We start from the raw sequence: 23,685 nt of genomic DNA, 5'->3' as shown, positions 1-23,685 counted from the left end.
GCGTCTTCGTATCTCCACCACACACCTCTCCACAGGAGCGCTCCCCGTGACCGTGTTGTCCCCGCCCCCGCCGGCCGACGCGCCGCCGGTGCCGGCGCCCGCACCCGAGCCCAGGTCCGCCGCGGGGCCGCCGCGGGCCGAGCGGCCCGGCTTCGCGTTCGCCGGGGCCGCGCTGTGCGTGCTCGCCGCGCTGCTGCTCGGCTTCGCCGCCAACCTCACCATCGTCGGCCACCTCCAGCACGCGCGTGACCAGCAGACCGCGTACGACGAGTTCCGCCGTCAACTCGCCCTCGGAACGGCACCGGTGGGCCAGCGGGGTTACGACGGCAAGATGCTGGAGCCCGGCGCGCCCGTCGCCCTGCTGCGCATCCCGGCGCTGGGTCTGAAGGAGGTCGTGGGGGAGGGCACCACCTCCGGGGTGCTGATGTCCGGCCCCGGCCACCGCCGGGACACCCCGCTGCCGGGCCAGGCCGGCACCAGCGTGCTCATGGGCCGTCAGTGGGGGTACGGCAGCCCGTTCAACGACCTGCACCAACTGCCCCTCGGCACCGAGATCCGGCTGACGACCGGTCAGGGCACCGCCACCTACAAGGTCTCCTCCATCCGCCGCAAGGGCGACCCGCTGCCGCCCGCGCTCAAGGAGGGCCAGGGCCGGCTCACGCTCATCACCGCCGACGGCGCGCCCTACACCCCCTCCGGCACCCTCCGCGTGGACGCGACCCTGGCGAGTGCCGTACAGCCCGCGCCGCCCCGCCCGCTGACGCTCGGCTGGATCGACGAGTCCGAACAGGCCCTGGGCACGGAGAACGCCGCCTGGCTCTCGGTCTTCCTCTGGTCGCAGGGGCTGCTCGGCGCGGCCCTGCTCACCATGGCCGCGTACCGCGTGTGGGGCCGCTGGCAGACCTGGATCGTCTGCGTGCCCGTGCTGACCGCCCTCGGCCTCGCCGTCTCCGGCGCCGCCACCCGCCTGCTGCCCAACCTGCTCTGACCGACGAGGAGTTCCACCATCATGTCCGACACGAACCCGACACTCGTCGACGAGATCCTCGACCCGACGGTGAAGATGCGGAGCGCCAGGGCGAGCAGGCCCGCCGTCTCCGGCACCGGCCCCGGCGAGAGCAATCCGGCGACCCTGGAGGCCGACTCCATCTCGGCCTGGTTCGGCGACCACAAGGTCCTGGAGCACGTGTCGCTCACCATGCCCGCCCGCAAGGTCACCGCGCTCATCGGCCCGTCCGGCTGCGGCAAGTCCACGTTCCTGCGGATCCTCAACCGCATGCACGAACTGATCGGCTCCGCCTCCCTCGCGGGCCGGGTGCTGCTGGACGGCGAGGACATCTACGACCGCGGCCGCCGCATCACCCACGCCCGCCGCCAGATCGGCATGGTCTTCCAGAAGCCGAACCCCTTCCCGGCGATGTCCATCTACGACAACGTCACCGCCGGCCTGAAGCTCGGTGGCATCAAGGCCGGCCGTGAGAACAAGGACTGGCTCGTCGAGGAGTGCCTGACGAAGGCGGGCCTGTGGAAAGAGGTCCGGGACCGGCTCCGGCAGCCCGGCGGCGCGCTCTCCGGCGGCCAGCAGCAGCGTCTGTGCATCGCGCGTTCGCTGGCCGTACGACCGCGGGTCCTGCTCATGGACGAGCCGTGCTCGGCGCTGGACCCGACCTCGACGCGGCGCATCGAGGAGACGATCCACGAGCTGTCCGAAGAGGTCACCATCGTGATCGTCACCCACAACATGCAGCAGGCCGCCCGGGTCTCCGACCAGTGCGCGTTCTTCCTCGCCGAGCAGGGCACCCCCGGCGCCATCGTCGAACACGGCACCACGGACGCCATGTTCAACAACCCGCAGGACCCGCGTACGACGGACTACGTGAACGGACGCTTCGGATAGGACGACCGACCACACCAAGGGAGGCGTCGGATGCCAGGCACCCTTCGAGCGACGAGCGAGGGACGATCCCGCCGCGCGGTGGCCCGTACCGCGGCCGTGCTGGCCGCTGTCGCCTGCGTCGCCCTCGCCGGCTGCGCCGTCCCCGGAGCGCCCGACAAGGCGTTGGCGGGCCCACCCGCGTCCGTCCCGCCCACCGAGCGGACGGCCCCGGACCCGGCCGAGCCCACCCCGCTCGGGACATCGGCCCGCCCCCGCACGCCCGAGCCCACTCCCACTCCACCGCCCCGCGACCCCGCTCCGGCGTCCTCGCCGTCCCCCAGCGCGCCCACCGTGTCGCCGACGACGAAGCTCCCGGACCTGTCGCGCACGCCACCCCCGTCCACCTCGCCGCGCCCCGGCACCACGCCCGCGAAGCCGTCACCGAAGCCGTCGACCGGTGCCGGTGCCGAGACGTTCGGTCGGCATGGCCCGGACGGTTCGACCACCCTGCGCATCGGCTCCTGGTCGGCCCGGGTGGTACGCGGTGGGCAGGAGGCGGTGGACGCGTGCCGCGACGCCGTCCAGTGGACGGGGCCCGACCTGGGGACGGAGGACGGCTACGCGCTGCGTACCGCCGTCGTCGTCGGCCACGACTACTGCGGCTTCGAGCGGTTCGCCAAGCTGCCCGTGGGCACGGTCGTCACGGCCACGACGCCACGCGGCACGTTCGAGTACCGCGTGTACGCCCACTACGTCAGCCCCGGCCGCGGCACCCCGTCCCAGGGCCTGTACTGGGGCGATCTCACGCTCCAGTCCTGCGTCGGCCCGAACACGGGCTTCAGCTACCTCATGCGCGTGTGAGGCTGCGCGGTCGGAGCCCGACACGGGGTTCAGTTGCCTGGGGGGCGGGCTGAACCCCGTGTCCGGCCCATGCGCGGCGTCCCGCCCATCGTGGTGACGGGGGCGCGGGACACCTGGCGGGCGGATGCGTCCAAGGGGGGGTGAGGAGCACATCCGCGCTTCCCTCCAGCGTGCGACGCGCGGGGACGGAGCAGGCAGCCGAGGAGCATGCGACAGCCCAACTCCCCGTGAATCGAGAGACGTTCGAATCCAGGTGTGGTGCCGTACGGACGCCCGCTCAGGGCGCGCTCGGCCACACCAGCGCCATGTACGCGCTCCAGTACGCCGAACCCAGCAGCGCCGCGCTCACGGCGAGGGCCCGGAAGCGGGGTGAGGCGCGGGAGAGATGGAGGGCCAGCGGGAGCAGGAGCGGGAAGCCGGGCAGGAGGAAGCGGGCACGGGGGAAGTAGACGCCGCCGCTGCCCAGCACGATCAGCAGCAGGACGCCGGTGAAGACCAGCAGCGGGAGCGGCTGCCGGTCCCAGACGCTCAGGGCGTAGAGGACCACGGACACGATCAGTGTGAGCGTCACCATCACCAGGAACAGCTCCGGCCTGGAGTCGAGCACGAGGACCTCCCGCATACGGCGCAGGGTCTCCGCGCCGCCGTCCCAGTCGTTGTGCCACAGCCGCTGCACGGCGAAGTAGCCGTCCCATCGGCCCAGGCGCACGCCCACCCAGCCGACGTAGGCGAACCAGCCCGCCGGGGCGAGGGCCGCGGCCGCGAGGACGCGGGGCGAGAAGCGGTGCCGCAGGGAGAGCAGGGCCGTGACGGTGACCGCGGCCGCCGCCGCGATGCCCGTCGGGCGGGTCAGGCCCGACAACGACGCCAAGGCGCCCGCCCAGAGCCAGCGGCCGGTGAGCACCGCGTACAGCGACCAGGCGGCGAACGCCGTGAAGAGGGACTCCGTGTAACCCATCCACTGGACCAGGCCGACCGGAAGAGCCGCCCACAGGAACGTCAGCAGCAGGGCCACGCGCCGGCCGTGCAGATGGTGGCCGACGGCGAAGACTCCCCACGCGGCGAGGAAGGAGGCGACGATCGAGATCGCCAGGCCCGTCGTGGCGCGTGTACCCGGGGTCAGGACCGCGGCCGCCTTGACCAGGATCGGGTACAGCGGGAAGAACGCGAGGTTGTTCGCGTCGTACCGGGTGCCCAGGTGGTGGGTGTAGCCGTGCTGGGCGATGCCCAGGTACCAGTCCGCGTCCCACTGCGTGGCCAGGACGGGCCACACGCCGTGGTGTTGATGGTGCGCCCACAGGGTGAGGAGCATCAGACTCACGAGGCGTACGGCCCCGTAGGCGAGCAGGGCGGGGGCCGCCCGGCGCAGCTGGGTGCGGAGGGAGCACAGGATGCCTGTGCTCCTGCTCGTCCCCGCACCCGTGCCCGTACTCGCGTTCGTGTTCGTGGTCGCGGGGAATGCGCCGGGAGCGTTCCGGGGTGGGGAGGATGTCGGCCGGGAAGCGGTCGAGGACACGCGGCAGCTCCTGGGGCTCGGCGGTGCGCTACCGCCAACCGTTCCTCGGTCGGATGGTGGCGCACCGGAGCGCTGCGTCAACTGCCGGGCGGAAATCACCCGTACGTGGCTGAGTCCTGGACTTGGGCCCTCGCGAAGGCGCGGGATCCGAGACGCGGGATCCGAGACGCGGGATCCGAGACGCGGGATCAGATGCCGGCCGCCGCCGACAGGTCCCGCTTGATCCCCGCGAGCAGCTCGGCGGCCTTCGCGTGGGCCGTGGGCAGCTCGGTGTGCGAGCCGACCGGGACCACGACCTCCAGGTAGCACTTCAGCTTCGGCTCGGTGCCGCTGGGGCGGACGATGACGCGGGCGCCGTCCAGCGTGTAGCGCAGCCCGTCGGTCGGCGGAAGCGTGTCCGTGCCCTTCGTCAGGTCCTCGGACCTGGTGATGGGCAGGCCCGCCAGCTCCGTCGGGGGCTGCTCGCGCAGCCGGCCCATCGCGTTCGCGATGACCGACAGGTCCTCCACGCGGACCGAGAGCTGGTCGGTGGCGTGCAGACCGTGCGCCACGGCGATGTCGTCGAGGAGATCGAGGAGGGTGCGGCCCGCTTCCTTCAGCTCGGAGGCGAGTTCCGTGATGAGCAGGGCCGCGGTGATGCCGTCCTTGTCACGTACGCCGTCCGGGTCGACGCAGTAACCGAGCGCCTCCTCGTAGCCGTAGCGCAGGCCCTCCACCCGGGCGATCCACTTGAAGCCGGTGAGGGTCTCCTCGTAGGGGAGGCCCGCCTTCTCGGCGATCCGGCCGAGGAGGGAGGAGGAGACGATCGACTCCGCGAAGGTGCCGCGCGCGCCGCGGTTCACCAGGTGCTGGGCGAGCAGCGTGCCGACCTCGTCGCCGCGCAGCATGCGCCAGTCGGCACCGTCCCTGACGGCCACCGCGCAACGGTCCGCGTCCGGGTCGTTGGCGATGATCAGGTCGGGGCCGGTCTCGCGGGCCTTCGCGAAGGCCAGGTCCATCGCGCCGGGCTCTTCCGGGTTGGGGAAGGCGACGGTGGGAAAGTCGGGGTCCGGTTCCGCCTGCTCGGCGACGAGCACGGGCTCCGGGAAACCGGCCCGGGCGAAGGCGGCGAGCAGGACGTCCTTGCCGACACCGTGCATCGCCGTGTAGACGGTGCGGGCGGTGCGGGGGGAGTCCTGGGCGAGGACGGCGTCCGTACGGGCCAGGTAGGCATTCAGGACGCCCTCGTCGAGGGTCTCCCAGCCGGAGTCCGGGCGAGGGACGTCGGCGAGGCTGCCGACGGCGGCGATCTCGGCGGCGATCTCGGCGTCCGCCGGGGGGACGATCTGCGAACCGTCGCCCAGGTAGACCTTGTAGCCGTTGTCGCGGGGCGGGTTGTGGCTGGCGGTGACCTCCACGCCGGCCGCGGCGCCGAGATGCCGTATGGCGTAGGCCAGGACGGGCGTGGGCAGGGGGCGGGGGAGGACGGCGGCGCGCAGGCCCGCGCCCGTCATCACCGCGGCGGTGTCGCGGGCGAAGTCGGCGGACTTGTGGCGGGCGTCGTAGCCGATGACGACGAGGCCGTCCGTCTCGCCCTGCTTCCTGAGGTACGCGGCCAGGCCGGCGGCGGCACGGATGACCACCGCGCGGTTCATGCGCATCGGGCCCGCGCCGAGTTCGCCCCGCAGGCCCGCGGTGCCGAACTGGAGGGTGCCGCTGAAGCGTGCGGTGAGCTCGGGGACGTCCTTGGCGGCGAGGAGCTCGGCGAGCTCTTCGCGGGTGTCCGGGTCGGGGTCCTCGGCGAGCCACGCCTCGGCCCGTGCGATGAGTTCGTCCTGCACGTCGGGTGAACCTCTCTGTGTTGTGCTGCCCTTGCTGTGTACCCGGCCAGGGGGTGGGTGTGTCGGCTGCGGGCCCGTGGGGGCCGTTCGCGCAGTTCCCCGCGCCCCTGAAGGGGCGCTGCGCGCATCTTCAGCCCGTCCGGCGTTTGAGGACGAGGCCCTTCAGGCCGATGGGGGTCTGGGGGCGGAGCCCCCAGGTTGAGGATGGGACGGGTAGGGGCGGCGGGGGCGATGAAGCTCTACAGGCGGTCCAGGACCTGGGTGAGGAGGGCGCCCATGCGGGTCGCGGAGTCGCGGCCCGCCTGGAGGACCTCTTCGTGGTTGAGAGGCTCGCCCGTCATACCGGCGGCGAGGTTGGTGACGAGGGAGATGCCGAGAACCTCCGCACCGGCCTCACGCGCGGCGATCGCTTCGAGGACCGTCGACATGCCGACGAGGTCCGCGCCGAGGACACGGGCCATCCGGATCTCGGCCGGCGTCTCGTAGTGCGGCCCGGTGAACTGCGCGTAGACGCCCTCCTCCAGGGTGGGGTCGACCTCCTTGCAGAGGGCGCGCAGCCGCGGCGAGTACAGGTCGGTGAGGTCGACGAAGTTCGCCCCGACGATCGGGGACGTCGCCGTCAGGTTGATGTGGTCGCTGATCAGCACCGGCTGGCCGGGGCGCATGTCCGCGCGCAGACCACCGCAGCCGTTGGTGAGCACGATGGTCTTGCAGCCCGCGGCGACGGCGGTACGCACGCCGTGCGCGACGGCGGCGACCCCGCGGCCCTCGTAGTAGTGGGTGCGGCCGAGGAAGACCAGGGTCCGCTTGTCACCGACCTTGTACGAGCGGATCTTGCCGCCGTGCCCCTCGACCGCCGGCGGGGGGAACCCGGGCAGCTCGGTGACCTGGAACTCGGCCTCGGGGGTGCCGAGGGCGTCCACGGCCGGAGCCCAGCCGGAGCCCATCACGAGCGCGACGTCGTGGGTCTCGGCGCCCGTGAGCTCCCGCAGGCGGGTGGCTGCGGCGTCAGCGGCGGCGTGGGGGTCGCCCTGGATGTCGTCCGGAAGAAGAGATGCGTTCACGCGCATGAGGGTAGCCGGTCCGGGCCTACGCGCGTAGATGACAGAGGTCACGGTCTTGCGATCGTTGTCTTGTCGTTTCCAACGAAGGGGTGGGAGCGGGGCGGGCCGGTGTTTCCCACGAGGGGCGTCGGCGGCAGGGTCGCCCGGGGCGCGGAAGGGCCCCTCAGCAGGGACGCTTGCGCAGTTCCATCACGTAGTCGTGGGGCGCGCCCGCCGACTCCGCCGCGTCGGCGATCTCACCGAGGTAGCGCGCGGAGGGGAGTCCACCCTCGTATCCGTTCAGTACGTACACCCACGCGGGTTCCTCGCCCTCCAGCGTGTGCACCCGTACGCGCATCCGGCGATATATGTCGAGGCCCACGCCCTCCCAGCGGTCCATGGAGTCCTCGTCCAGGGGGGCGATGTCGTACAGCGCCACGAAGACCTGCGAGCGGGGGGCCTCGACGAGGGTCGCCAGCGCGCCTTCCCAGCCCATGTGCTCGCCTCCGAACGTCAGCCGCCAGCCGTTCAGCCAGCCCGTGGCGCGCAGCGGCGAGTGCGGGGCGCGGCGCGTCATGAGCCGCGGGTCGAGATTGCCGGCGTACGCGGCGTAGAGCGACATGAGGTCGAGGGTACGGCAGGGAACACAGGAGCCTCTTGCGTAACAGAACGCATAAGCGCATAACGGATGAGCGCATAACGGAAGGGGCTCGGATACGGGCGGCCGCGGCCCCCGGGCGGAAGCATCTTGAAGCGTGCGGGACAATGGAGTACGTGACTCGGATCGTGATCATCGGTGGCGGACCCGGCGGATATGAGGCGGCGCTGGTTGCCGCCCAGCTCGGCGCGGAGGTGACCGTCGTCGACTGCGACGGTCTGGGCGGGGCGTCGGTGCTCACCGACTGCGTGCCGTCGAAGACTCTTATCGCGACGGCCGAGGTGATGACCACCTTCGACTCGTCGTACGAGGAGCTGGGGATCATCGTCGCCGACGACACCCCTCCCGAGGAGCAGGCGGCCCGGGTCGTCGGCGTCGACCTCGGGAAGGTCAACCGGCGTGTGAAGCGGCTCGCGCTCGCGCAGTCGCACGACATCACGGCCTCCGTGACGCGGGCCGGCGCGCGGGTGCTGCGCGGGCGTGGGCGACTGGAGGGCATGCAGTCCCTGGACGGCTCGCGCAAGGTCGTCGTACGGGCCGCGGACGGGACCGAGGAGACGCTCGTCGCCGACGCCGTGCTCATCGCCACCGGCGGGCATCCGCGTGAGCTGCCCGACGCGCAGCCGGACGGCGAGCGGATTCTGAACTGGACGCAGGTCTACGACCTCGACGAACTCCCCGAGGAGCTCATCGTCGTCGGTTCCGGTGTCACCGGTGCCGAGTTCGCCGGTGCCTACCAGGCGCTCGGGTCGCGCGTCACGCTCGTCTCCAGCCGCGACCGCGTGCTGCCGGGCGAGGACCCGGACGCCGCCGCCGTGCTGGAGGACGTGTTCCGGCGCCGTGGCATGAACGTCATGGCCCGCTCCCGTGCCGAGTCCGCCAAGCGGGTCGGCGACCGGGTCGAGGTCACGCTCTCCGACGGCCGGGTCATCAGCGGCTCGCACTGTCTGATGGCCGTCGGCGCCATCCCGAACAGCAGCGGCATGGGTCTGGAGGAGGCCGGTGTCAGGGTCAGGGACTCCGGACACATCTGGACCGACAAGGTCTCCAGGACCACCGCCCCGGGCGTGTACGCCGCCGGTGACGTGACGGGCGTCTTCGCCCTCGCCTCCGTCGCGGCGATGCAGGGACGTATCGCGATGTACCACTTCCTGGGCGACGCGGTCGCTCCGCTGAACCTGAAGACCGTCTCGTCCAACGTCTTCACCGACCCCGAGATCGCCACCGTCGGCTATTCGCAGGCCGACGTGGACGCGGGCAAGATCGACGCCCGGGTCGTCAAGCTGCCCCTGCTGCGCAACCCGCGCGCCAAGATGCAGGGCATCCGGGACGGCTTCGTCAAGATCTTCTGCCGCCCCGGCACCGGGATCATCGTCGGCGGCGTGGTCGTCGCGCCGCGCGCCTCGGAACTGATCCATCCCATCTCGATCGCGGTCGACAACAATCTGACGGTCGAACAGATCGCGAACGCGTTCACCGTGTACCCCTCCCTTTCGGGCTCGATCGCCGAGGTCGCCCGGCAGTTGCACACCCGCAAGGCGGGCGACGAAGGCTGACGTCCCACCCCGACTTCCCGCTGGTCACGGGGAGTTGTCGACCATTCGTACGGCATAGGCGGCGCGAGTAGGCGCGTATACCACTTCACCTACTGCCATGCGAACAACTTCTGTTATTCGGCGCAAACTGCTGAAAGCAGACGGTCGTTGGGGTTACTGTCAGTTTCGTGTTCGCTGCAGAACGTCGCCAATTGATCCTCGAAATGGTGCGAGCGAACGGGGCCGTGTCGCTCCGTGAGCTCGCCCGCGTCGTCCAGACCTCCGAAGTGACCGTACGGCGGGACGTGCGCGCACTGGAGGCAGAAGGACTCCTCGACCGCCGGCATGGCGGTGCGGTATTGCCGGGCGGGTTCACGCGGGAGTCCGGCTTTCCGCAGAAATCGCATCTCGCGACCGCCGAGAAGACGGCCATCGCCGATCTCGCCGCGGGTCTCGTCGAAGAGGGCGAGGCCATCGTGGTGGGCGCGGGCACCACCACCCAGGAGCTGGCGCGCCGGCTCGCGCGGGTGCCCGGGCTGACCGTCGTCACCAACTCCCTGCTGGTGGCGCAGGCGCTGGCCCATGCCAACCGCGTCGAGGTCGTGATGACCGGCGGCACCCTGCGCGGTTCCAACTACGCCCTGGTCGGCAGCGGCGCCGAGCAGTCCCTCCAGGGACTGCGGGTCTCGCGGGCCTTCCTCTCCGGCAGTGGGCTCACCGCCGAGCGCGGGCTGTCCACCTCCAACATGCTGTCGGCGTCCGTCGACCGCGCGCTGGTGCAGGCCGCCGCGGAGGTCGTCGTCCTCGCCGACCACACCAAGCTCGGCACCGACACCATGTTCCAGACGGTGCCGACCGATCTGATCACCCGCCTGGTCACGGACGAGCCGCCCGCGCACGACGACCGCGCGGTCACCGAACTGCAGGCCCTGGCGGATCAGGGCGTACAGATCGCGGTGGCCGGGCAGTCCGGCGGCGGCACGGGAGGGGACGCGGTCCCGGCGGGGCGCCAGCCACGTCGGGACATGCCTCTCCCCGGTCCGCGCCGCGGCCAGGTGCCGGGTGCGGGACCGCAGTTGCGCAGCGCTACCGTCCTGGGCGAGCAGTCCCCGGGGGAGCGGGCGCGAGTGGCGGATTTGCGCCGCCGCTGACCGACTCGACCGGCGTGCACCGCCCTGGGCCGTATGGCGTACGCCGGGCACCCTCCACTCGACCGTCCCCCGGTCGCGCTACGGGGAAGCGCCGCAGCTCACGGCGTACGGGTGCGGTTTGTCCGCATGCGTCCCGGCTTGCGACGGCTCCTCGTCCACCCGCAACCTGTCCCTGACACGGCGACGGGAGGCGGTGACGCACAGGTGAACGACGGATCGCGCCGTTCGCACCGGCGACGGATGCGGTACGTCGTCCTGGGGAGCCGGTCCGCCCGCGGAGTGAAGGCGGTGGCACGGCTCCGTACGGCGGGGCCGGCGGTCCGGCGTGCCGCGGAGCGCGACGACGTGCCGGTGAACCAGGGGCTGCGGGTGGCCGCGGCGTACGCATGGCGGCTGCTGGTGCTCGGGGTGGCCGTGTACGCGGCCTTCAAGATCCTGGGCCGGTTGCAACTGGTCGCCGTGGCGTTGTTCCTCGCGCTGGTGGTGACCTCGGTGCTGCGTCCCCTGGCCGATCTGCTGGCGCGGCACATGCCCCGGTCGCTGGCCGTCGTGGTGAGTGTGGTGGGCAGTCTGGTGCTGATGCTCGGGCTGCTGGCGCTGGTCGGCGGCCTGGTCGCGGGCGAGTGGGACCAGTTGGGGCAGCAGTTCGCCGGGGGCATCGGGCGGATCCAGCGGTGGCTGGAGGGGCCTCCCTTCCGCGTCCGCCACACCGTGCTGTCGAACTTTCAGGGCAAGGTGAGGACGTACCTCTCGGAGCACCGTTCCACGCTGATCAGCAGCGCCCTCAGCGGTGTCGGGCGGGCGGTGGAGGTGCTGACCGGAGGGGTGCTCGCGCTGTTCTGCTCGCTGTTCTTCATCCACTCCGGGGACAGGTTCTGGCACTGGTTCCAGGGCCTGCTGCCCGAGAGTGCCCGGGATCCCTGGGGCCGCGGGGGGCGGGCCGCGTGGCGGACGTTCGCCGGGTACACCCGCGGCATCATCATCGTGGCCGCCACCAACGCCGTACTGGTCGGGATCGCCCTGTTCGCGCTGCGCGTGCCGCTGGCCCTGCCGTTGACCCTGCTGGAGTTCTTCGCCGCGTTCATCCCGCTGGTGGGCTCGCCCATCGCGCTGGCCGTGGCCACGGTCGTCGCGCTGGCCTCACGGGGGCCGATCATCGCGCTCGTGGTGCTCGCCATGATCGTGGTCGTCGGCCAGATCGAGGGCCATGTCCTGCACCCGCTCGTGCTGAGCTGGGCGGTCCGGCTGCACCCGGTGGTCGTGGCCCTGTCCGTCATCTCGGGCGGCATCCTCGCCGGTGTGATCGGCGCGGTCGTCGCCGTCCCGATGGTGTCGGTCGCCTGGTCCGTAATCACCGAGATCCGAACCCACCCCGCCCCGCCCCACCCCGGCCGCTCACCCGGCTGAGCTGACGAATTCCCCGGCCTGGGGCGGCCTGGGGCGGCCTGGGCCCGGGGGGATGGTCTGCGGGCTGTGGCCCGGAGGAGGGTCTGCGGCCTGCTGGTGGGTGAGGCGGTCTGTGGGTCGTCGCCGGGGGGACGGTCTGCGGGTCGTCGCGATTCGTGAGATGCGGTCCGCCCCGGGCCGGACCTCCCCGGCCGCTCGCCGCTGAGGCGACGACTTCTCCGGCTCCCGGCCCTGGCCTCCGGCTCCCGGCCCTGGCCTCCGGCTCCCGGCCCTGGCCTCCGGCCCCGGCCTCGCCCCCGGCCTCCGGCCCCGGCCTCGCCCCCGGGCCTCCGGCCCCCGGCCTCCGGCCCCGGCCCCCGGCCCCGGGCCTCCGGCCCCCGGCCCCGGCCCGTCACCCGGCCCCCAAGCCCGTGGCCCGTGGCCCGGAGGGGCGGGCTGTGGGGTGGGGGCCGGGGAAAGCGGTTCGGGGGTTGTCGGGGAACGGCGAAGCGCCCGGCGGATCGATTGCTCGGTTCGGCGGGCGCTTCGGGTGTCGTACGACCGTGTTGTCAGTCCTTGATCTCACAGATCGCGGCGCCGGACGTGATGGACGCGCCGACCTCCGCGCTCAGGCCCTTGATGGTGCCGGAGCGGTGGGCGTTGAGGGGCTGTTCCATCTTCATGGCCTCCAGGACGACGACGAGGTCGCCCTCCTTGACCTCCTGGCCCTCCTCGACCGCGACCTTGACGATCGTGCCCTGCATGGGCGAGGCGAGCGTGTCACCGGAGGCGACCGGGCCGGACTTCTTGGCCGCGCGGCGCTTGGGCTTGGCGCCGGCGGCGAGGCCGGTGCGGGCCAGGGACATGCCCAGCGAGGACGGCAGCGAGACCTCGAGGCGCTTGCCGCCGACCTCGACGACAACCGTCTCGCGGCCCGGCTCCTCGTCGGTCTCCATGTCCGCGGGGGCCGTGAACGCGGGGATCTCGTTGTTGAACTCGGTCTCGATCCAGCGGGTGTGGACCGTGAACGGGTCGGCGGAGCCGGTCAGTTCGGGGGCGAAGGCCGGGTCCTGGACCACCGCGCGGTGGAACGGGATGGCGGTCGCCATGCCCTCGACCTGGAACTCCTCCAGCGCACGGGCGGCACGCTGGAGCGCCTGCTCGCGGGTGGCGCCGGTGACGATCAGCTTGGCGAGCAGGGAGTCCCAGGCCGGACCGATCACGCTGCCGGACTCGACGCCCGCGTCCAGGCGCACGCCCGGACCGGACGGCGGGGCGAACAGCGTCACCGTGCCGGGGGCGGGCAGGAAGTTGCGTCCCGGGTCCTCGCCGTTGATGCGGAACTCGAAGGAGTGGCCGCGCAGGGCGGGGTCGCCGTAGCCGAGTTCCTCGCCGTCGGCGATGCGGAACATCTCGCGGACGAGGTCGATGCCGGCGACTTCCTCGGTGACGGGGTGTTCGACCTGGAGGCGGGTGTTGACCTCGAGGAAGGAGATCGTGCCGTCCATGCCGACGAGGAACTCCACGGTGCCGGCGCCGACGTAACCGGCTTCCTTGAGGATCGCCTTGGAGGAGGAGTACAGCTCCGCCACCTGGGCGTCCGACAGGAACGGCGCGGGGGCCTCTTCCACCAGTTTCTGGTGGCGGCGCTGGAGGGAGCAGTCACGGGTGGAGACGACGACGACATTGCCGTGGGTGTCGGCCAGGCACTGGGTCTCGACGTGGCGGGGCTTGTCGAGGTAGCGCTCGACGAAGCACTCGCCGCGGCCGAACGCGGCGACCGCCTCGCGCACGGCGGAGTCGTAGAGCTCGGGGACCTCTTCGAGGGTGCGGGCGACCTTCAGGCCGCGTCCGCCGCCGCCGAAGGCGGCCTTGATCGCGATCGGGAGCCCGTGCTCCTTGGCGAAGGTGACGACCTCGTCGGCGCCGTTCACCGGGTCGGGGGTGCCCGCGACGAGGGGGGCGCCGGCGCGCTGGGCGATGTGGCGGGCGGCGACCTTGTCGCCGAGGTCGCGGATGGCCTGCGGGGGCGGGCCGATCCAGGTCAGGCCGGCGTCCAGGACCGCCTGGGCGAACTCGGCGTTCTCCGACAGGAAGCCGTAGCCCGGGTGGATGGCGTCCGCACCGGAGTCCTTGGCGGCCTGGAGGACCTTGGCGATGTCCAGGTAGCTGGTGGCGGGGGTGTCACCGCCCAAAGCGAACGCCTCGTCCGCCGCCCGGACATGCAAAGCGTCCCTGTCTGGTTCCGCATACACAGCAACGCTCGCGATCCCGGCATCCCGGCACGCCCGGGCCACGCGGACAGCGATTTCGCCACGGTTGGCGATGAGCACCTTGCGCACGATGGCTCCCTCCTTGAAACAAGCCGAGTTTAGGGACTGCCGACACGACCTTTCGACCCGTCCCCAATGGTGAGCTTGCCCACACGGAGCGTGATTCGAGGCTCGCTCGACCCGCGAGATCCCTTGTCACACCGCGGTACGCAGGAATCCTTGGCTGAACCCTAGCCCTCCTGTGTGGCCAAGGTCTCTGTGAGGCCGTGCTGCGACGCACAGCGTTTCTTTGTGGAGTCCCTACGAATGGCCCAACGATTCTTTGCCCGCGGCCGAACCCTTGTCCCGGCGTTTACCCGTTAGTAGCGTTCGGGAGGTCTCGAACATACTTGGGGTAACAGCACTCGGAAGTGGGTGGGGACCGGTGGTGCGTAGACCGGTGGCGTGGGTGGCGGCGATCGTGCTCTTCGTGGAGGCGATCGGCATCGCGCTGCTGAACTGGTTCCTCGGCGTGGTCGTCGACCGCCAGGACATGTCTCTTGCGGGTCTCGACTCGGACATGATGTCCGTCTCGTCCAAGGTCGGGGGGCTGGTGTTCGGCCTCTACTTCGCGCTGTGCGGCGTCGCCGCGCTGCTCGTCGCGGTGCGCGACCGCGCCCCGGGCCTCTTCGGCCGCATCCTGCTGATCAGCGCCGCCGTGGTGCACGGTCTGCTCGGCGCGTTCACGGTGGGTCTGGTGGGCTGGGGCGCGTTCGTGTTCATGATGGTGGCGCTCGGGCTGATCGTGTTCACTCTGTTGGCCTTCGACCGCGGCGCGGGTCCCGCCGACGCCGCGCCGGGCGAGGGCGCGGGCGGCGAGGACGGCAACGGGGGCGCGAACGGGGACGCGAACGGCGGTACCGGGGGATCCCCCATCACGGCGCCCCCGACACCGAGCGCGTCCTGATCACTTCTCCCGTGGGGTCCACAACTCCGTGATGCCCACGCCCAGTTCGGCCAGCAGGCGGCGCACCAGCGGCAGGGAGATGCCGATGACGTTGCCGTGGTCGCCGTCGATGCCCTCGATGAAGGGGGCCGAGCGGCCGTCGAGCGTGAAGGCCCCGGCGACGTGGAGCGGCTCGCCCGAGGCGACGTACGCGGCGATCTCGGCGTCGGTCGGGTCGCCGAAGCGGACCACCGTGGACGCGGTCCCCGAGGCGTAGCGCTTGGCGGCCGTGTCGTAGACGCAGTGCCCCGTCTGGAGGGTGCCGGCCCGGCCGCGCATCGCCTTCCAGCGTGCGGTGGCCTCCTCGGCGTCCTTGGGCTTGCCCAGTGCCTCGCCGTCCAGGTCGAGGACCGAGTCGCAGCCGATCACCAGGGCGCCCTGGACCTCGGTCCGGGCGGCCACGACGGAGGCCTTGGCCTCGGCCAGGGCGAGCGCGAGTTCGGCGGGGGTCGGGGCGGAGACGGCGTCCTCGTCGACGCCGCTCACGATGACCTCGGGGTCGAGTCCGGCTTGGCGCAGCAGGCCGAGCCGGGCGGGGGACTGCGAGGCGAGCACGAGGCGGCGGCGCGGCTGATCAGTCATGCGGTCAGAGTATCGGCGTGGGCGTGTCGCCCCCGTCGCCCTGTCTCACCTCGCGCCGCTCACCTCGCGCCGATCAGAGCATGCCCATCACGGCACGCCGATCACAGCACTCCGAGAACGATCATCGTGAGCAACATGGCCAACGCCATGAGAAGGCCGAGCCGTCGCAGCATCTCCTGCATGTCGCGAAGTTCCTTGGGCGGCTCGTTCTCCGGGTCGGACCACAGCATGCCTTCGATCGTGCGGCGGCGAGGACGCCGACCGCCTGAGTATGCGTACTCAACTTGCGTCCGACCCGATTAAACGGGTCCAGGGTTCCTTTAGCGTGCGTCCGCCTGCTACGGTCATGGCATTCACTAAAGGAACTCTGGTCCCTTTTAGGGAGGCAGCTGCCGTGTTCACCACCGCCTGGACCGCATCGCCCCAGCTCCCCGCCGTGGGCTTCACCCCCAACTGGTCCCAGGAGGGCTTCTGGCGCCAGACCCTGCGCCAGGTCGTCCGCATCGGGGCGGGCGGCGGCCGGGTTCGTATACGACTGTCGAACGCGTACGGCACCTCGCCGCTGCGGATCGCCGGGGCCACCGTGGCCCGTGCGGGCGAGGGGGCCGGTGTCGAGCCCGGCTCACTGCGGCGGCTCACCTTCGAGGGGGCCGGGGGCGTCGAGATCCCCGCGCGCGGACAGGTCGCCAGCGACCCCGCCGAACTCGTGGTGGAGGCCCTGGATTCCGTGACCGTCACCCTGCACCTCGACGCCGTCACCGGGCCCGCGACCTTCCACGCCCAGGCCTTCGCGACGAGCCACCGGGGCGAAGGGGACCGCCTCGACGACCTCGACGGCGACGGATTCGGCGAGACGAGCGAGTCCTGGTACTTCCTGTCGGCCGTCGAGGTCGACGCGGGCGGCCGTACGGACGGTGTCGTGCTCTTCGGGGACTCCATCGTGGACGGGTTCGGCTCGACGCCGGGCGCGAACCGCCGCTGGTCGGACGCGCTCGCCGAGCGCACGGGGCGGCCCGTTCCGGGCGCCGGCATCGGCGGGAACCTGCTGCTGAACGACTCCGCCTGGTACGGGGAGAAGGGCGTCCGACGGTTCGGGCGGGACGTTCTCGAACAGGCCGGGGTCGAGGCGGTCGTCGTGCTGCTGGGGCTCAACGACATCGGGTTCAGCGAGACGGACGAACAGCCGACGTACAAGCCCGCACCGGTGGTGGAGCCCGATGAACTCATCGACGGGTACCGGGAGTTGATACGACAGGCTCGTGGGCGGGGGCTGCGGGCGATCGGGGCGACGCTGCTCCCCTTCGGGGGGTCCGATCACTGGGGGGAGCGGGCGGCGAAGGTGAGCCGTGAGGTGAACGGGTGGATTCTCGGGGCGGGGGAGTGGGACGCGGTGGTGGACCTCAACGGGGTGTTGGCCGATCCGGGGGATCCGGATCGGCTACGGGGTGTGTACGACTCCGGCGATCACCTGCACCCCAATGACGCCGGGTACGAGGTGATGGCCGAGGAGGTGGCGGGGTGCTTCTAGGCGGGCCAGTACGTGCGCGTCCATGCCGTGGGGCCCGGCTGGGGCAGGTGCTGGACGGCTATGCGGGAGGGGTCCGACCAGGAGTCCCGGGTGCCGGGCGCGCCGGGTGGCGTGGTGGCCGCCGCGGCGCGCGCTCGGACCACCGCCAGAGCGGCGGCCAGCTCCTCCGGGGTCGGATTGCCCCGTACGACCTTTATCGTCATGTCTGCTCCCAAGGGTCCGGGGTTCTAGAGCGGGATGTTGCCGTGCTTCTTCGGAGGGAGTGATTCCCGCTTCGTACGCAGCTGACGCAGGCCCCTTACGACGTGGGAGCGGGTGTCGGAGGGCATGATCACCGCGTCGATGTAGCCGCGTTCGGCCGCCGTGTAGGGGTTGAGGAGGGTGTCCTCGTACTCCTGGATCAGGCGGGCCCGGGTGGCGTCCTGATCCTCGGCGGTGGCGATGGTGCGGCGGTGCAGGATGTTCACCGCGCCCTGCGCGCCCATCACCGCGATCTGGGCGGTCGGCCAGGCGAGGTTGAGGTCCGCGCCCAGGTGCTTTGAGCCCATGACGTCGTAGGCGCCGCCGAAGGCCTTGCGGGTGATGACCGTGATGAGCGGGACGGTCGCCTCGGCGTACGCGTAGATCAGCTTGGCGCCGCGGCGGATGATGCCCGTGTGCTCCTGGTCGACGCCCGGCAGGAAGCCGGGGACGTCCACGAAGGTGATGACGGGCACGTTGAAGGCGTCGCAGGTGCGCACGAAGCGGGCCGCCTTCTCGGACGCGTCGATGTCCAGGCAGCCGGCGAACTGCATCGGCTGGTTGGCGACGATGCCCACCGGGCGGCCCTCGACCCGTCCGAAGCCGGTGAGGATGTTCGGCGCGAACAGCGCCTGGGTCTCGAAGAACTCGGCGTCGTCCAGGATGTGTTCGATCACCGCGTGCATGTCGTACGGCTGGTTCGCGCTGTCCGGCACGATCACGTCCAGCTCGCGGTCCTCGTCCGTGAGCGCGAGGTCCGCCTCCTCGGGGAAGACCGGGGGCTCACTGAGGTTGTTGGACGGCAGGTACGACAGCAGCTGCTTGACGTACTCGATGGCGTCCTTCTCGTCGCCCGCCATGTGGTGGGCCACACCCGACACCGCGTTGTGGGTGCGCGCGCCGCCGAGCTCCTCGAAGCCGACGTCCTCGCCCGTCACCGTCTTGATGACGTCGGGCCCCGTGATGAACATGTGCGAGGTCTGGTCGACCATGATCGTGAAGTCGGTGATCGCGGGGGAGTACACCGCGCCGCCCGCGCAGGGGCCGACGACGAGCGAGATCTGCGGGATGACACCGGAGGCGTGCGTGTTGCGGCGGAAGATCTCGCCGTACATGCCGAGCGCGCTGACACCCTCCTGGATGCGGGCGCCACCGGAGTCGTTGATGCCGATGACCGGACAGCCGGTCTTCAGCGCGAAGTCCATCACCTTCATGATCTTCTGGCCGAAGACCTCGCCCAGGGCGCCGCCGAAGACGGTGAAGTCCTGGGAGAAGACGGCGACGGGACGGCCGTCGACCATGCCGTAGCCGGTGACGACACCGTCGCCGTAGGGCCGGTTGTTCTCCATGCCGAAGTCGGTCGAGCGGTGCTGCGCGAACTCGTCCAGCTCGACGAACGAGCCCTCGTCGATCAGCAGCTCGATCCGCTCACGGGCCGTCAACTTGCCCTTGGCGTGCTGCTTTTCGACAGCGCGTGCCGAGCCGGCGTGCGTCGCTTCCTGGACGCGGCGCCGCAGGTCCGCGAGTTTGCCCGCGGTCGTGTGGATGTCGGGGTGGTGCAGCTCTTCCGGCTCGGACATCGGGGTGCGGCTCCCTGCCTGCTCAGTGGGAATATGAGGGTGATGTGCTCAGGGGGTTGCTACTGACTCGTAGGGTAGTGGTGCCGATACCGTTCGGCAGTGCGGCGTTTACCACACCTAGGGTGGGTTGCATGACGCCGCGAGATGCTTCAGACGCGAACGACAACCCGTGGTCCGACCTGGACCGTCCACCGCTGAACGGGACCGCCCTGCGCCGGGCTCTGGTGCGCGAGGGCGGGCTCTGGGGTGATGTCCGGGTCACGCCGCGCACCGGGTCCACCAACTCCGACCTCGTGGCCCTCGCCACGGACGAGAAGGCCGACGAGGGCGTCGTCCTCGTCGCCGAGGAGCAGAACGCCGGGCGGGGCCGCCTGGACCGCCAGTGGACCGCACCGGCCCGCTCGGGCCTCTTCTTCTCCGTGCTGCTGAGGCCCACCGGGGTTCCCGTCGAGCGCTGGGGCTGGCTCCCGCTGCTCACCGGGGTCGCGGTGGCCACGGCCCTGTCCCGGGTGGCGGGGGTCGACACGGCGCTCAAGTGGCCCAACGACCTGCTGGTCACCGTGGGCGGCGAGGAGCGCAAGACGGGCGGCATCCTCGCCGAGCGCGCCGGGAACGACGCGGTCGTCGTCGGCATCGGAATCAACGTCACCCTGCGCGAGGACGAACTCCCCGTGCCCGGCGCGGGCTCCCTCGCCCTCGCGGGCGCCACGACCACGGACCGTGACACCGTGCTGCGGGCCGTCCTGCGCTCCCTGGAGCAGTGGTACGGGAAGTGGCGGGCCGTGGCCGGCGACCCCGCCGCCTCCGGTCTCCAGGAGACGTATGCCGCGGGATGCGCGACCCTCGGAAGGGTGGTGCGTGCCGAACTGCCCGGCGACACGTCGATCACCGGGGAAGCGGTGGCGGTCGACGGGGACGGGCGTCTGGTCCTGGCCACGGAGGAGGGCGTACAGCAGCCGGTGGGAGCCGGGGACATCGTTCATCTGCGGCCGGCGTGAGCCGAGGAGGCCGGTGGACCGTACTCAGCGGTGGGGTCCGGAACCGATCGTGGTGCCGAGCTCCGACCGGGCGTACGAGTCAGGAGTGAGCCAGCGCACACCTGCCGTAGAGTTGAGCGCGGTCGATACCTGACCACGGCAGATCGGAAGGGCAGCAGGCGTGACCGTCGACGACACGGGCTCCGGCACGGGTGCGCACCCCGCCCCCGACGGTGAGCCGGGGCGTACCGCCGGGCCGGTCACCGACCCGGCGCCCGCACGCGTCGACACGAACGGTGACATGGCCGGCGAGAAGACCGCCGGGCCGACCGGTGAGACGACCGGGCGGATGGACGGACAGAGCCGCTTGGACGCGCAGAACCGGATGGACGAGGAGTCCGTCGACTCCGGCGAGGACCCCCTCGCGCTGCGTCTCGAAACGCTCATCCTCGGCGCCGAGCGCCGCTACACGCCCTTCCAGGCCGCCCGCAGCGCAGGCGTCTCCATGGAACTGGCCTCGCGTTTCTGGCGGGCCATGGGCTTCGCCGACATCGGCCAGGCCAAGGCGCTGACCGAGGCCGACGTACTGGCGCTGCGGCGCCTCGCCGGTCTCGTCGAGGCGGGCCTGCTGAGCGAGGCGATGGCGGTCCAGGTCGCCCGCTCCACCGGGCAGACCACGGCCCGCCTGGCCGAATGGCAGATCGACTCCTTCCTGGAGGGCCTGACCGAGCCCCCCGAGCCGGGCATGACGCGCACCGAGGTCACGTACCCCCTGATCGAGCTGCTCCTGCCCGAGCTGGAGGAGTTCATCGTCTACGTATGGCGGCGCCAGCTCGCCGCCGCGACCGGCCGCGTCGTCCAGGCCGGCGACGACGAGGAGATGGTCGACCGCCGCCTCGCCGTCGGCTTCGCGGACCTGGTCGGCTTCACGCGGCTGACGCGCCGGATGGAGGAGGAGGAACTCGGCGAGCTCGTCGAGGCCTTCGAGACCACCGCCGCCGACCTGGTGGCCGCGCACGGGGGGCGCCTCATCAAGACCCTCGGTGACGAGGTGCTGTACGCCGCGGACGACGCCGGGATCGCCGCCGAGATCGCCCTGCGCCTCATCGAGACGATGGCCAACGACGAGACGATGCCGGAGCTGCGCGTCGGCATCGCCTTCGGCACCGTGACGACTCGCATGGGCGACGTCTTCGGTACGACGGTGAACCTCGCCTCGCGGCTCACGTCGATAGCGCCACGGGATGCCGTCCTGGTGGACGGCGCCTTCGCGGAGGAACTGATCCGCACCGCGGACGCGCCCGCCTCCGAGGCGGAGGCCGCCGAGGCCGCGGCCGCCGCGGAGAAGGAGGGCGAGGAGCCGCCCGTCTACCGCTTCGCCCTCCAGCCGATGTGGCAGCGTCCCGTCCGCGGCCTCGGCGTGGTCGAACCGTGGCTGCTGGCCCGCCGAAACGGCGACCAGCCGTAGGCCCTGCTTCCCTCGAGAGACGTTTCCCTCAAGAGACCCTGCTTCCCTCAAGGGCCTCCGGCGGGGCCCGCCAGATCGTTCACACAGATGCCGACGATCGGCACGCACAGACCCGGTGGGTTCTGGGTGGGCGCCGGGGCCGGGGCGTGGGTGGTGGGACTCGGGGCCGGCGGACGCTGCGTGTGCGGCTGCGACGGGACGACGACGGGCGCGGTCGGGATGCCGGTCGTGTCCGGCACGCTCCCCACGGGGGCGCTCGCCCGGGCGGACGGGATCGTCGCCGTCGCCGAGGGTGAGGCGGCCGTCGACGGTGCCGCGGGCGCCGGGCTCACGCCCGAGGTCGGGGTCGCGCTCGCCCCGCCCTGCGCGCCGGTCGGGCCCCGGGGCGCAGGATGCGCGGAGGGCACGGTCCAGGCGGTCGGCGCGGCGTCGAGCGCCTCGTCCGTGGCGACCCCGGACCTCGGCTCCGCCTCCGTGTTCCCGCTCCCGCCGCCGACCACCGACTCCGGTGCCATCCGCGCCAGACTCAACGCCCCCGCGGCCAGCGCGAGCCCACCCACGGCGAACAGCGCACGCCGGGGCCGCGGTTTACGGTGCCGCCCCCGGCCGCCCCGCTCCGGGGGCGGACCGACCGCCTCGCCCTCCGTGAGCCCCGCGGAGGCGCCACCTGCGGGTGCGGGGCCTGCAGCCGGGCGACCGGCGGGCGTGCGGTCGGCCCCTACGGGGCGGGGTGCGGGGCGGGTTGCCGCGCCACCGGCCCCCGCCGGGGCCCAGGCCATGCCAACGGTCGGCCTGGGATCCGGCGTCGCCCGTTCGGCGGCCGGGCGACCGGCCGTCGGATCGGCCGGGGCCCTACGCGCCGCCGGAGCGCGGCCGGGTGCCGGGGACCCCGCCGCGGCGTGGCCGCTCAGCGGATCGGTGGCTGCCCCGCGCCCCGCCCGCGTGCCATCGCCCCCCGCCGCGGGGCGGCCGCCCGGCATCCGTGCCATCAACGGGTTGGCGGTCGGCACACGCGGCGCCCGGCGGGGTGCCGGGTCGCCGGGCCGCGAGGGGGCGGCCGACGACCTCGCCGACGTAGCCGCTGAACCCCCGGAGGGCCCCGTGTCCGTCGGTGTGCTCGACGGCCTCGTCATGTCTGTCGTCGTGCTGTTCGTCATGGTCATCCCTCCCCGATGTGCCCGCGCCCCCCGAAGCATCCGGCGGTGCGCAGGTTATGCGCGTTTTGGGGGCGTGGGGCGGGAGTTGGGCGGGATGTCACTCGAACGGGGAGCGTGGGGCGAGGGGAGGGGAGGGAACGGGTTTCGCCGGGCGGGGGTGGCTGCGATGATCGGAGGCATCGGGAGTTAACCCGCGTTAACCGTTCACCGGGAGGGTGTCATGGCGGAGCAAGGGGACGAGCGGCGGTTCGGGGAGTTCGTCGTCGTACGGCGGCACGGGTACGTCGCGGAGCTCGCCCTCGACCGGCCGAAGGCCATGAACGCCGTGTCCACGGACATGGCCCGCTCCATCACGGCCGCCTGCGAGGCGCTCGGCGGCGAGCGCGACGTGCGCGTGGTCGTGCTGACCTCCACCGCCGAGCGCGCCTTCTGTGTCGGCGCCGACCTGAAGGAGCGCAACTCCTTCAGCGATGCCGACCTGGTCCGCCAGCGCCCCGTCGCACGGGCCGCGTACACCGGCGTCCTGGAGCTGCCGATGCCGACGATCGCCGCCGTACACGGCTTCGCGCTCGGCGGCGGGTTCGAGCTCGCCCTGTCCTGCGACCTGATCGTGGCCGACCGTACGGCGGTGCTCGGGCTGCCCGAGGTGTCGGTCGGGGTGATTCCCGGAGGCGGCGGTACGCAGTTGCTGCCGCGGCGGGTCGGGGCGGCCCGCGCGGCCGAGCTGATCTTCTCGGCGCGGCGGCTGGAGGCGGCCGAGGCGAGGGAGCTGGGCCTCGTCGACGAACTCGTGGACGCGGGCCAGGACCGCGGCGAAGCCCTCGCGCTCGCCGCCCGCATCGCCGCCAACTCCCCCGTCGGTCTGCGCGCCGCCAAGCGCGCGCTGCGGCTCGGGCACGGGCTCGACCTGCGCGCGGGCCTGGAGGTGGAGGACGCGGCCTGGCGGTCCGTCGCCTTCTCGGGGGACCGCGCGGAGGGAGTCGCCGCGTTCAACGAGAAGCGTCCGCCGCAGTGGCCGGGGGAGTAGCCCCCCACGCTTCCCGGCACCC

At 72.1% G+C, this 23,685-nt stretch carries 21 protein-coding genes; 11 read left to right on the top strand and 10 right to left on the bottom strand.

Annotated elements, in window-relative coordinates; genetic code table 11:
* Window positions 1-46 precede the first annotated feature (46 nt).
* The 3 genes from ACZ7M3_RS07625 (at window position 47) to ACZ7M3_RS07615 (ending at window position 2,737) form a co-directional block, all read left to right on the top strand.
* Window positions 47-988 carry a sortase gene (locus ACZ7M3_RS07625; protein ID WP_472061530.1) on the top strand — a complete coding sequence of 314 codons (942 nt, stop codon included), beginning with the start codon at window positions 47-49 and terminating at the stop codon, window positions 986-988.
* Between the two features lie 75 nt (window positions 989-1,063).
* Entirely contained in the window at window positions 1,064-1,897 is an 834-nt protein-coding gene (gene pstB, locus ACZ7M3_RS07620) for a phosphate ABC transporter ATP-binding protein PstB (RefSeq protein ID WP_472062178.1), read from the top strand.
* 30 nt (window positions 1,898-1,927) lie between these two features.
* Window positions 1,928-2,737, top strand: a complete 810-nt coding sequence (locus ACZ7M3_RS07615) for a hypothetical protein (protein ID WP_472061528.1) — start codon at window positions 1,928-1,930, stop codon at window positions 2,735-2,737.
* Window positions 2,738-3,014: 277 nt separating this feature from the next.
* Here the strand turns inward: ACZ7M3_RS07615 and ACZ7M3_RS07610 are convergent, their stop codons facing one another.
* From ACZ7M3_RS07610 to ACZ7M3_RS07595, 4 genes are all read right to left on the bottom strand, one after another.
* Window positions 3,015-4,253, bottom strand: a complete 1,239-nt coding sequence (locus ACZ7M3_RS07610; protein WP_472061526.1) for a hypothetical protein — start codon at window positions 4,251-4,253, stop codon at window positions 3,015-3,017.
* A gap of 188 nt (window positions 4,254-4,441) precedes the next feature.
* A complete protein-coding gene (locus ACZ7M3_RS07605; protein ID WP_452967559.1) occupies window positions 4,442-6,073 on the bottom strand; it encodes a phospho-sugar mutase in 1,632 nt (543 codons plus the stop codon).
* 239 nt (window positions 6,074-6,312) lie between these two features.
* Window positions 6,313-7,137 (bottom strand): purine-nucleoside phosphorylase, encoded by an 825-nt coding sequence (locus ACZ7M3_RS07600; RefSeq protein WP_472061524.1) that lies wholly within the window; start codon window positions 7,135-7,137, stop codon window positions 6,313-6,315.
* Between the two features lie 163 nt (window positions 7,138-7,300).
* Window positions 7,301-7,738, bottom strand: a complete 438-nt coding sequence (locus ACZ7M3_RS07595; RefSeq protein ID WP_075028313.1) for a gamma-glutamylcyclotransferase family protein — start codon at window positions 7,736-7,738, stop codon at window positions 7,301-7,303.
* A gap of 92 nt (window positions 7,739-7,830) precedes the next feature.
* Here ACZ7M3_RS07595 and ACZ7M3_RS07590 point away from each other — a divergent pair, with 92 nt between their 5' ends.
* The 3 genes from ACZ7M3_RS07590 to ACZ7M3_RS07580 all read left to right on the top strand — a co-directional run bounded on the left by ACZ7M3_RS07590 (window position 7,831) and on the right by ACZ7M3_RS07580 (window position 11,867).
* Window positions 7,831-9,330 carry an NAD(P)H-quinone dehydrogenase gene (locus tag ACZ7M3_RS07590; protein WP_472062176.1) on the top strand — a complete coding sequence of 500 codons (1,500 nt, stop codon included), beginning with the start codon at window positions 7,831-7,833 and terminating at the stop codon, window positions 9,328-9,330.
* 167 nt (window positions 9,331-9,497) lie between these two features.
* Complete coding sequence (locus ACZ7M3_RS07585) at window positions 9,498-10,460, top strand: DeoR/GlpR family DNA-binding transcription regulator (protein WP_095852910.1); 963 nt, start codon at window positions 9,498-9,500, stop codon at window positions 10,458-10,460.
* A gap of 240 nt (window positions 10,461-10,700) precedes the next feature.
* Window positions 10,701-11,867 carry an AI-2E family transporter gene (locus ACZ7M3_RS07580; RefSeq protein WP_472062174.1) on the top strand — a complete coding sequence of 389 codons (1,167 nt, stop codon included), beginning with the start codon at window positions 10,701-10,703 and terminating at the stop codon, window positions 11,865-11,867.
* A 548-nt stretch (window positions 11,868-12,415) separates the two neighbouring features.
* Here ACZ7M3_RS07580 and ACZ7M3_RS07575 read toward each other — a convergent pair.
* A complete protein-coding gene (locus tag ACZ7M3_RS07575) occupies window positions 12,416-14,188 on the bottom strand; it encodes an acetyl/propionyl/methylcrotonyl-CoA carboxylase subunit alpha (RefSeq protein WP_472061522.1) in 1,773 nt (590 codons plus the stop codon).
* Window positions 14,189-14,543: 355 nt separating this feature from the next.
* Between ACZ7M3_RS07575 and ACZ7M3_RS07570 the strand changes: the two genes are divergently transcribed.
* Window positions 14,544-15,065, top strand: coding sequence for a hypothetical protein (locus ACZ7M3_RS07570; protein WP_472061520.1), 522 nt, complete (start codon window positions 14,544-14,546; stop codon window positions 15,063-15,065).
* Here the strand turns inward: ACZ7M3_RS07570 and ACZ7M3_RS07565 are convergent, their stop codons facing one another.
* Together ACZ7M3_RS07565 and mmpB are read right to left on the bottom strand one after the other, a co-directional pair.
* Window positions 15,066-15,686 (bottom strand): Maf family protein, encoded by a 621-nt coding sequence (locus tag ACZ7M3_RS07565; RefSeq protein WP_261685739.1) that lies wholly within the window; start codon window positions 15,684-15,686, stop codon window positions 15,066-15,068.
* Between the two features lie 101 nt (window positions 15,687-15,787).
* Window positions 15,788-15,916: a morphogenic membrane protein MmpB gene (mmpB, locus tag ACZ7M3_RS07560; RefSeq protein WP_472061518.1), complete on the bottom strand. Its 129-nt coding sequence runs from the start codon at window positions 15,914-15,916 to the stop codon at window positions 15,788-15,790.
* Between the two features lie 164 nt (window positions 15,917-16,080).
* Here mmpB and ACZ7M3_RS07555 point away from each other — a divergent pair, with 164 nt between their 5' ends.
* Entirely contained in the window at window positions 16,081-17,214 is a 1,134-nt protein-coding gene (locus ACZ7M3_RS07555) for an SGNH/GDSL hydrolase family protein (protein ID WP_472061516.1), read from the top strand.
* Here the strand turns inward: ACZ7M3_RS07555 and ACZ7M3_RS07550 are convergent.
* Window positions 17,211-17,417 (bottom strand): acyl-CoA carboxylase subunit epsilon, encoded by a 207-nt coding sequence (locus ACZ7M3_RS07550; protein WP_472061514.1) that lies wholly within the window; start codon window positions 17,415-17,417, stop codon window positions 17,211-17,213. The two genes, ACZ7M3_RS07555 and ACZ7M3_RS07550, sit on opposite strands and share 4 nt — an antisense overlap.
* Before the next feature lie 24 nt (window positions 17,418-17,441).
* Window positions 17,442-19,034 (bottom strand): acyl-CoA carboxylase subunit beta, encoded by a 1,593-nt coding sequence (locus ACZ7M3_RS07545; protein WP_095852904.1) that lies wholly within the window; start codon window positions 19,032-19,034, stop codon window positions 17,442-17,444.
* A gap of 131 nt (window positions 19,035-19,165) precedes the next feature.
* On the opposite strand from ACZ7M3_RS07545, the gene ACZ7M3_RS07540 reads away from it, so the two are divergent.
* Window positions 19,166-20,032, top strand: coding sequence for a biotin--[acetyl-CoA-carboxylase] ligase (locus ACZ7M3_RS07540; protein WP_472061512.1), 867 nt, complete (start codon window positions 19,166-19,168; stop codon window positions 20,030-20,032).
* Window positions 20,033-20,396: 364 nt separating this feature from the next.
* On the top strand, window positions 20,397-21,479 hold the full coding sequence (locus ACZ7M3_RS07535) for an adenylate/guanylate cyclase domain-containing protein (RefSeq protein ID WP_229889303.1): 1,083 nt from the start codon (window positions 20,397-20,399) through the stop codon (window positions 21,477-21,479).
* 47 nt (window positions 21,480-21,526) lie between these two features.
* On the opposite strand, the gene ACZ7M3_RS07530 is transcribed toward ACZ7M3_RS07535, so the two are convergent.
* Window positions 21,527-22,039: a hypothetical protein gene (locus ACZ7M3_RS07530; protein ID WP_472061510.1), complete on the bottom strand. Its 513-nt coding sequence runs from the start codon at window positions 22,037-22,039 to the stop codon at window positions 21,527-21,529.
* An 817-nt stretch (window positions 22,040-22,856) separates the two neighbouring features.
* Between ACZ7M3_RS07530 and ACZ7M3_RS07525 the strand changes: the two genes are divergently transcribed.
* Entirely contained in the window at window positions 22,857-23,663 is an 807-nt protein-coding gene (locus ACZ7M3_RS07525; RefSeq protein WP_472061508.1) for an enoyl-CoA hydratase/isomerase family protein, read from the top strand.
* Window positions 23,664-23,685: the final 22 nt, after the last annotated feature.

It is taken from the genome of Streptomyces sp. NPDC111656, from assembly GCF_055656965.1.
This window is presented reverse-complemented; position numbering and strand designations above follow the sequence as displayed.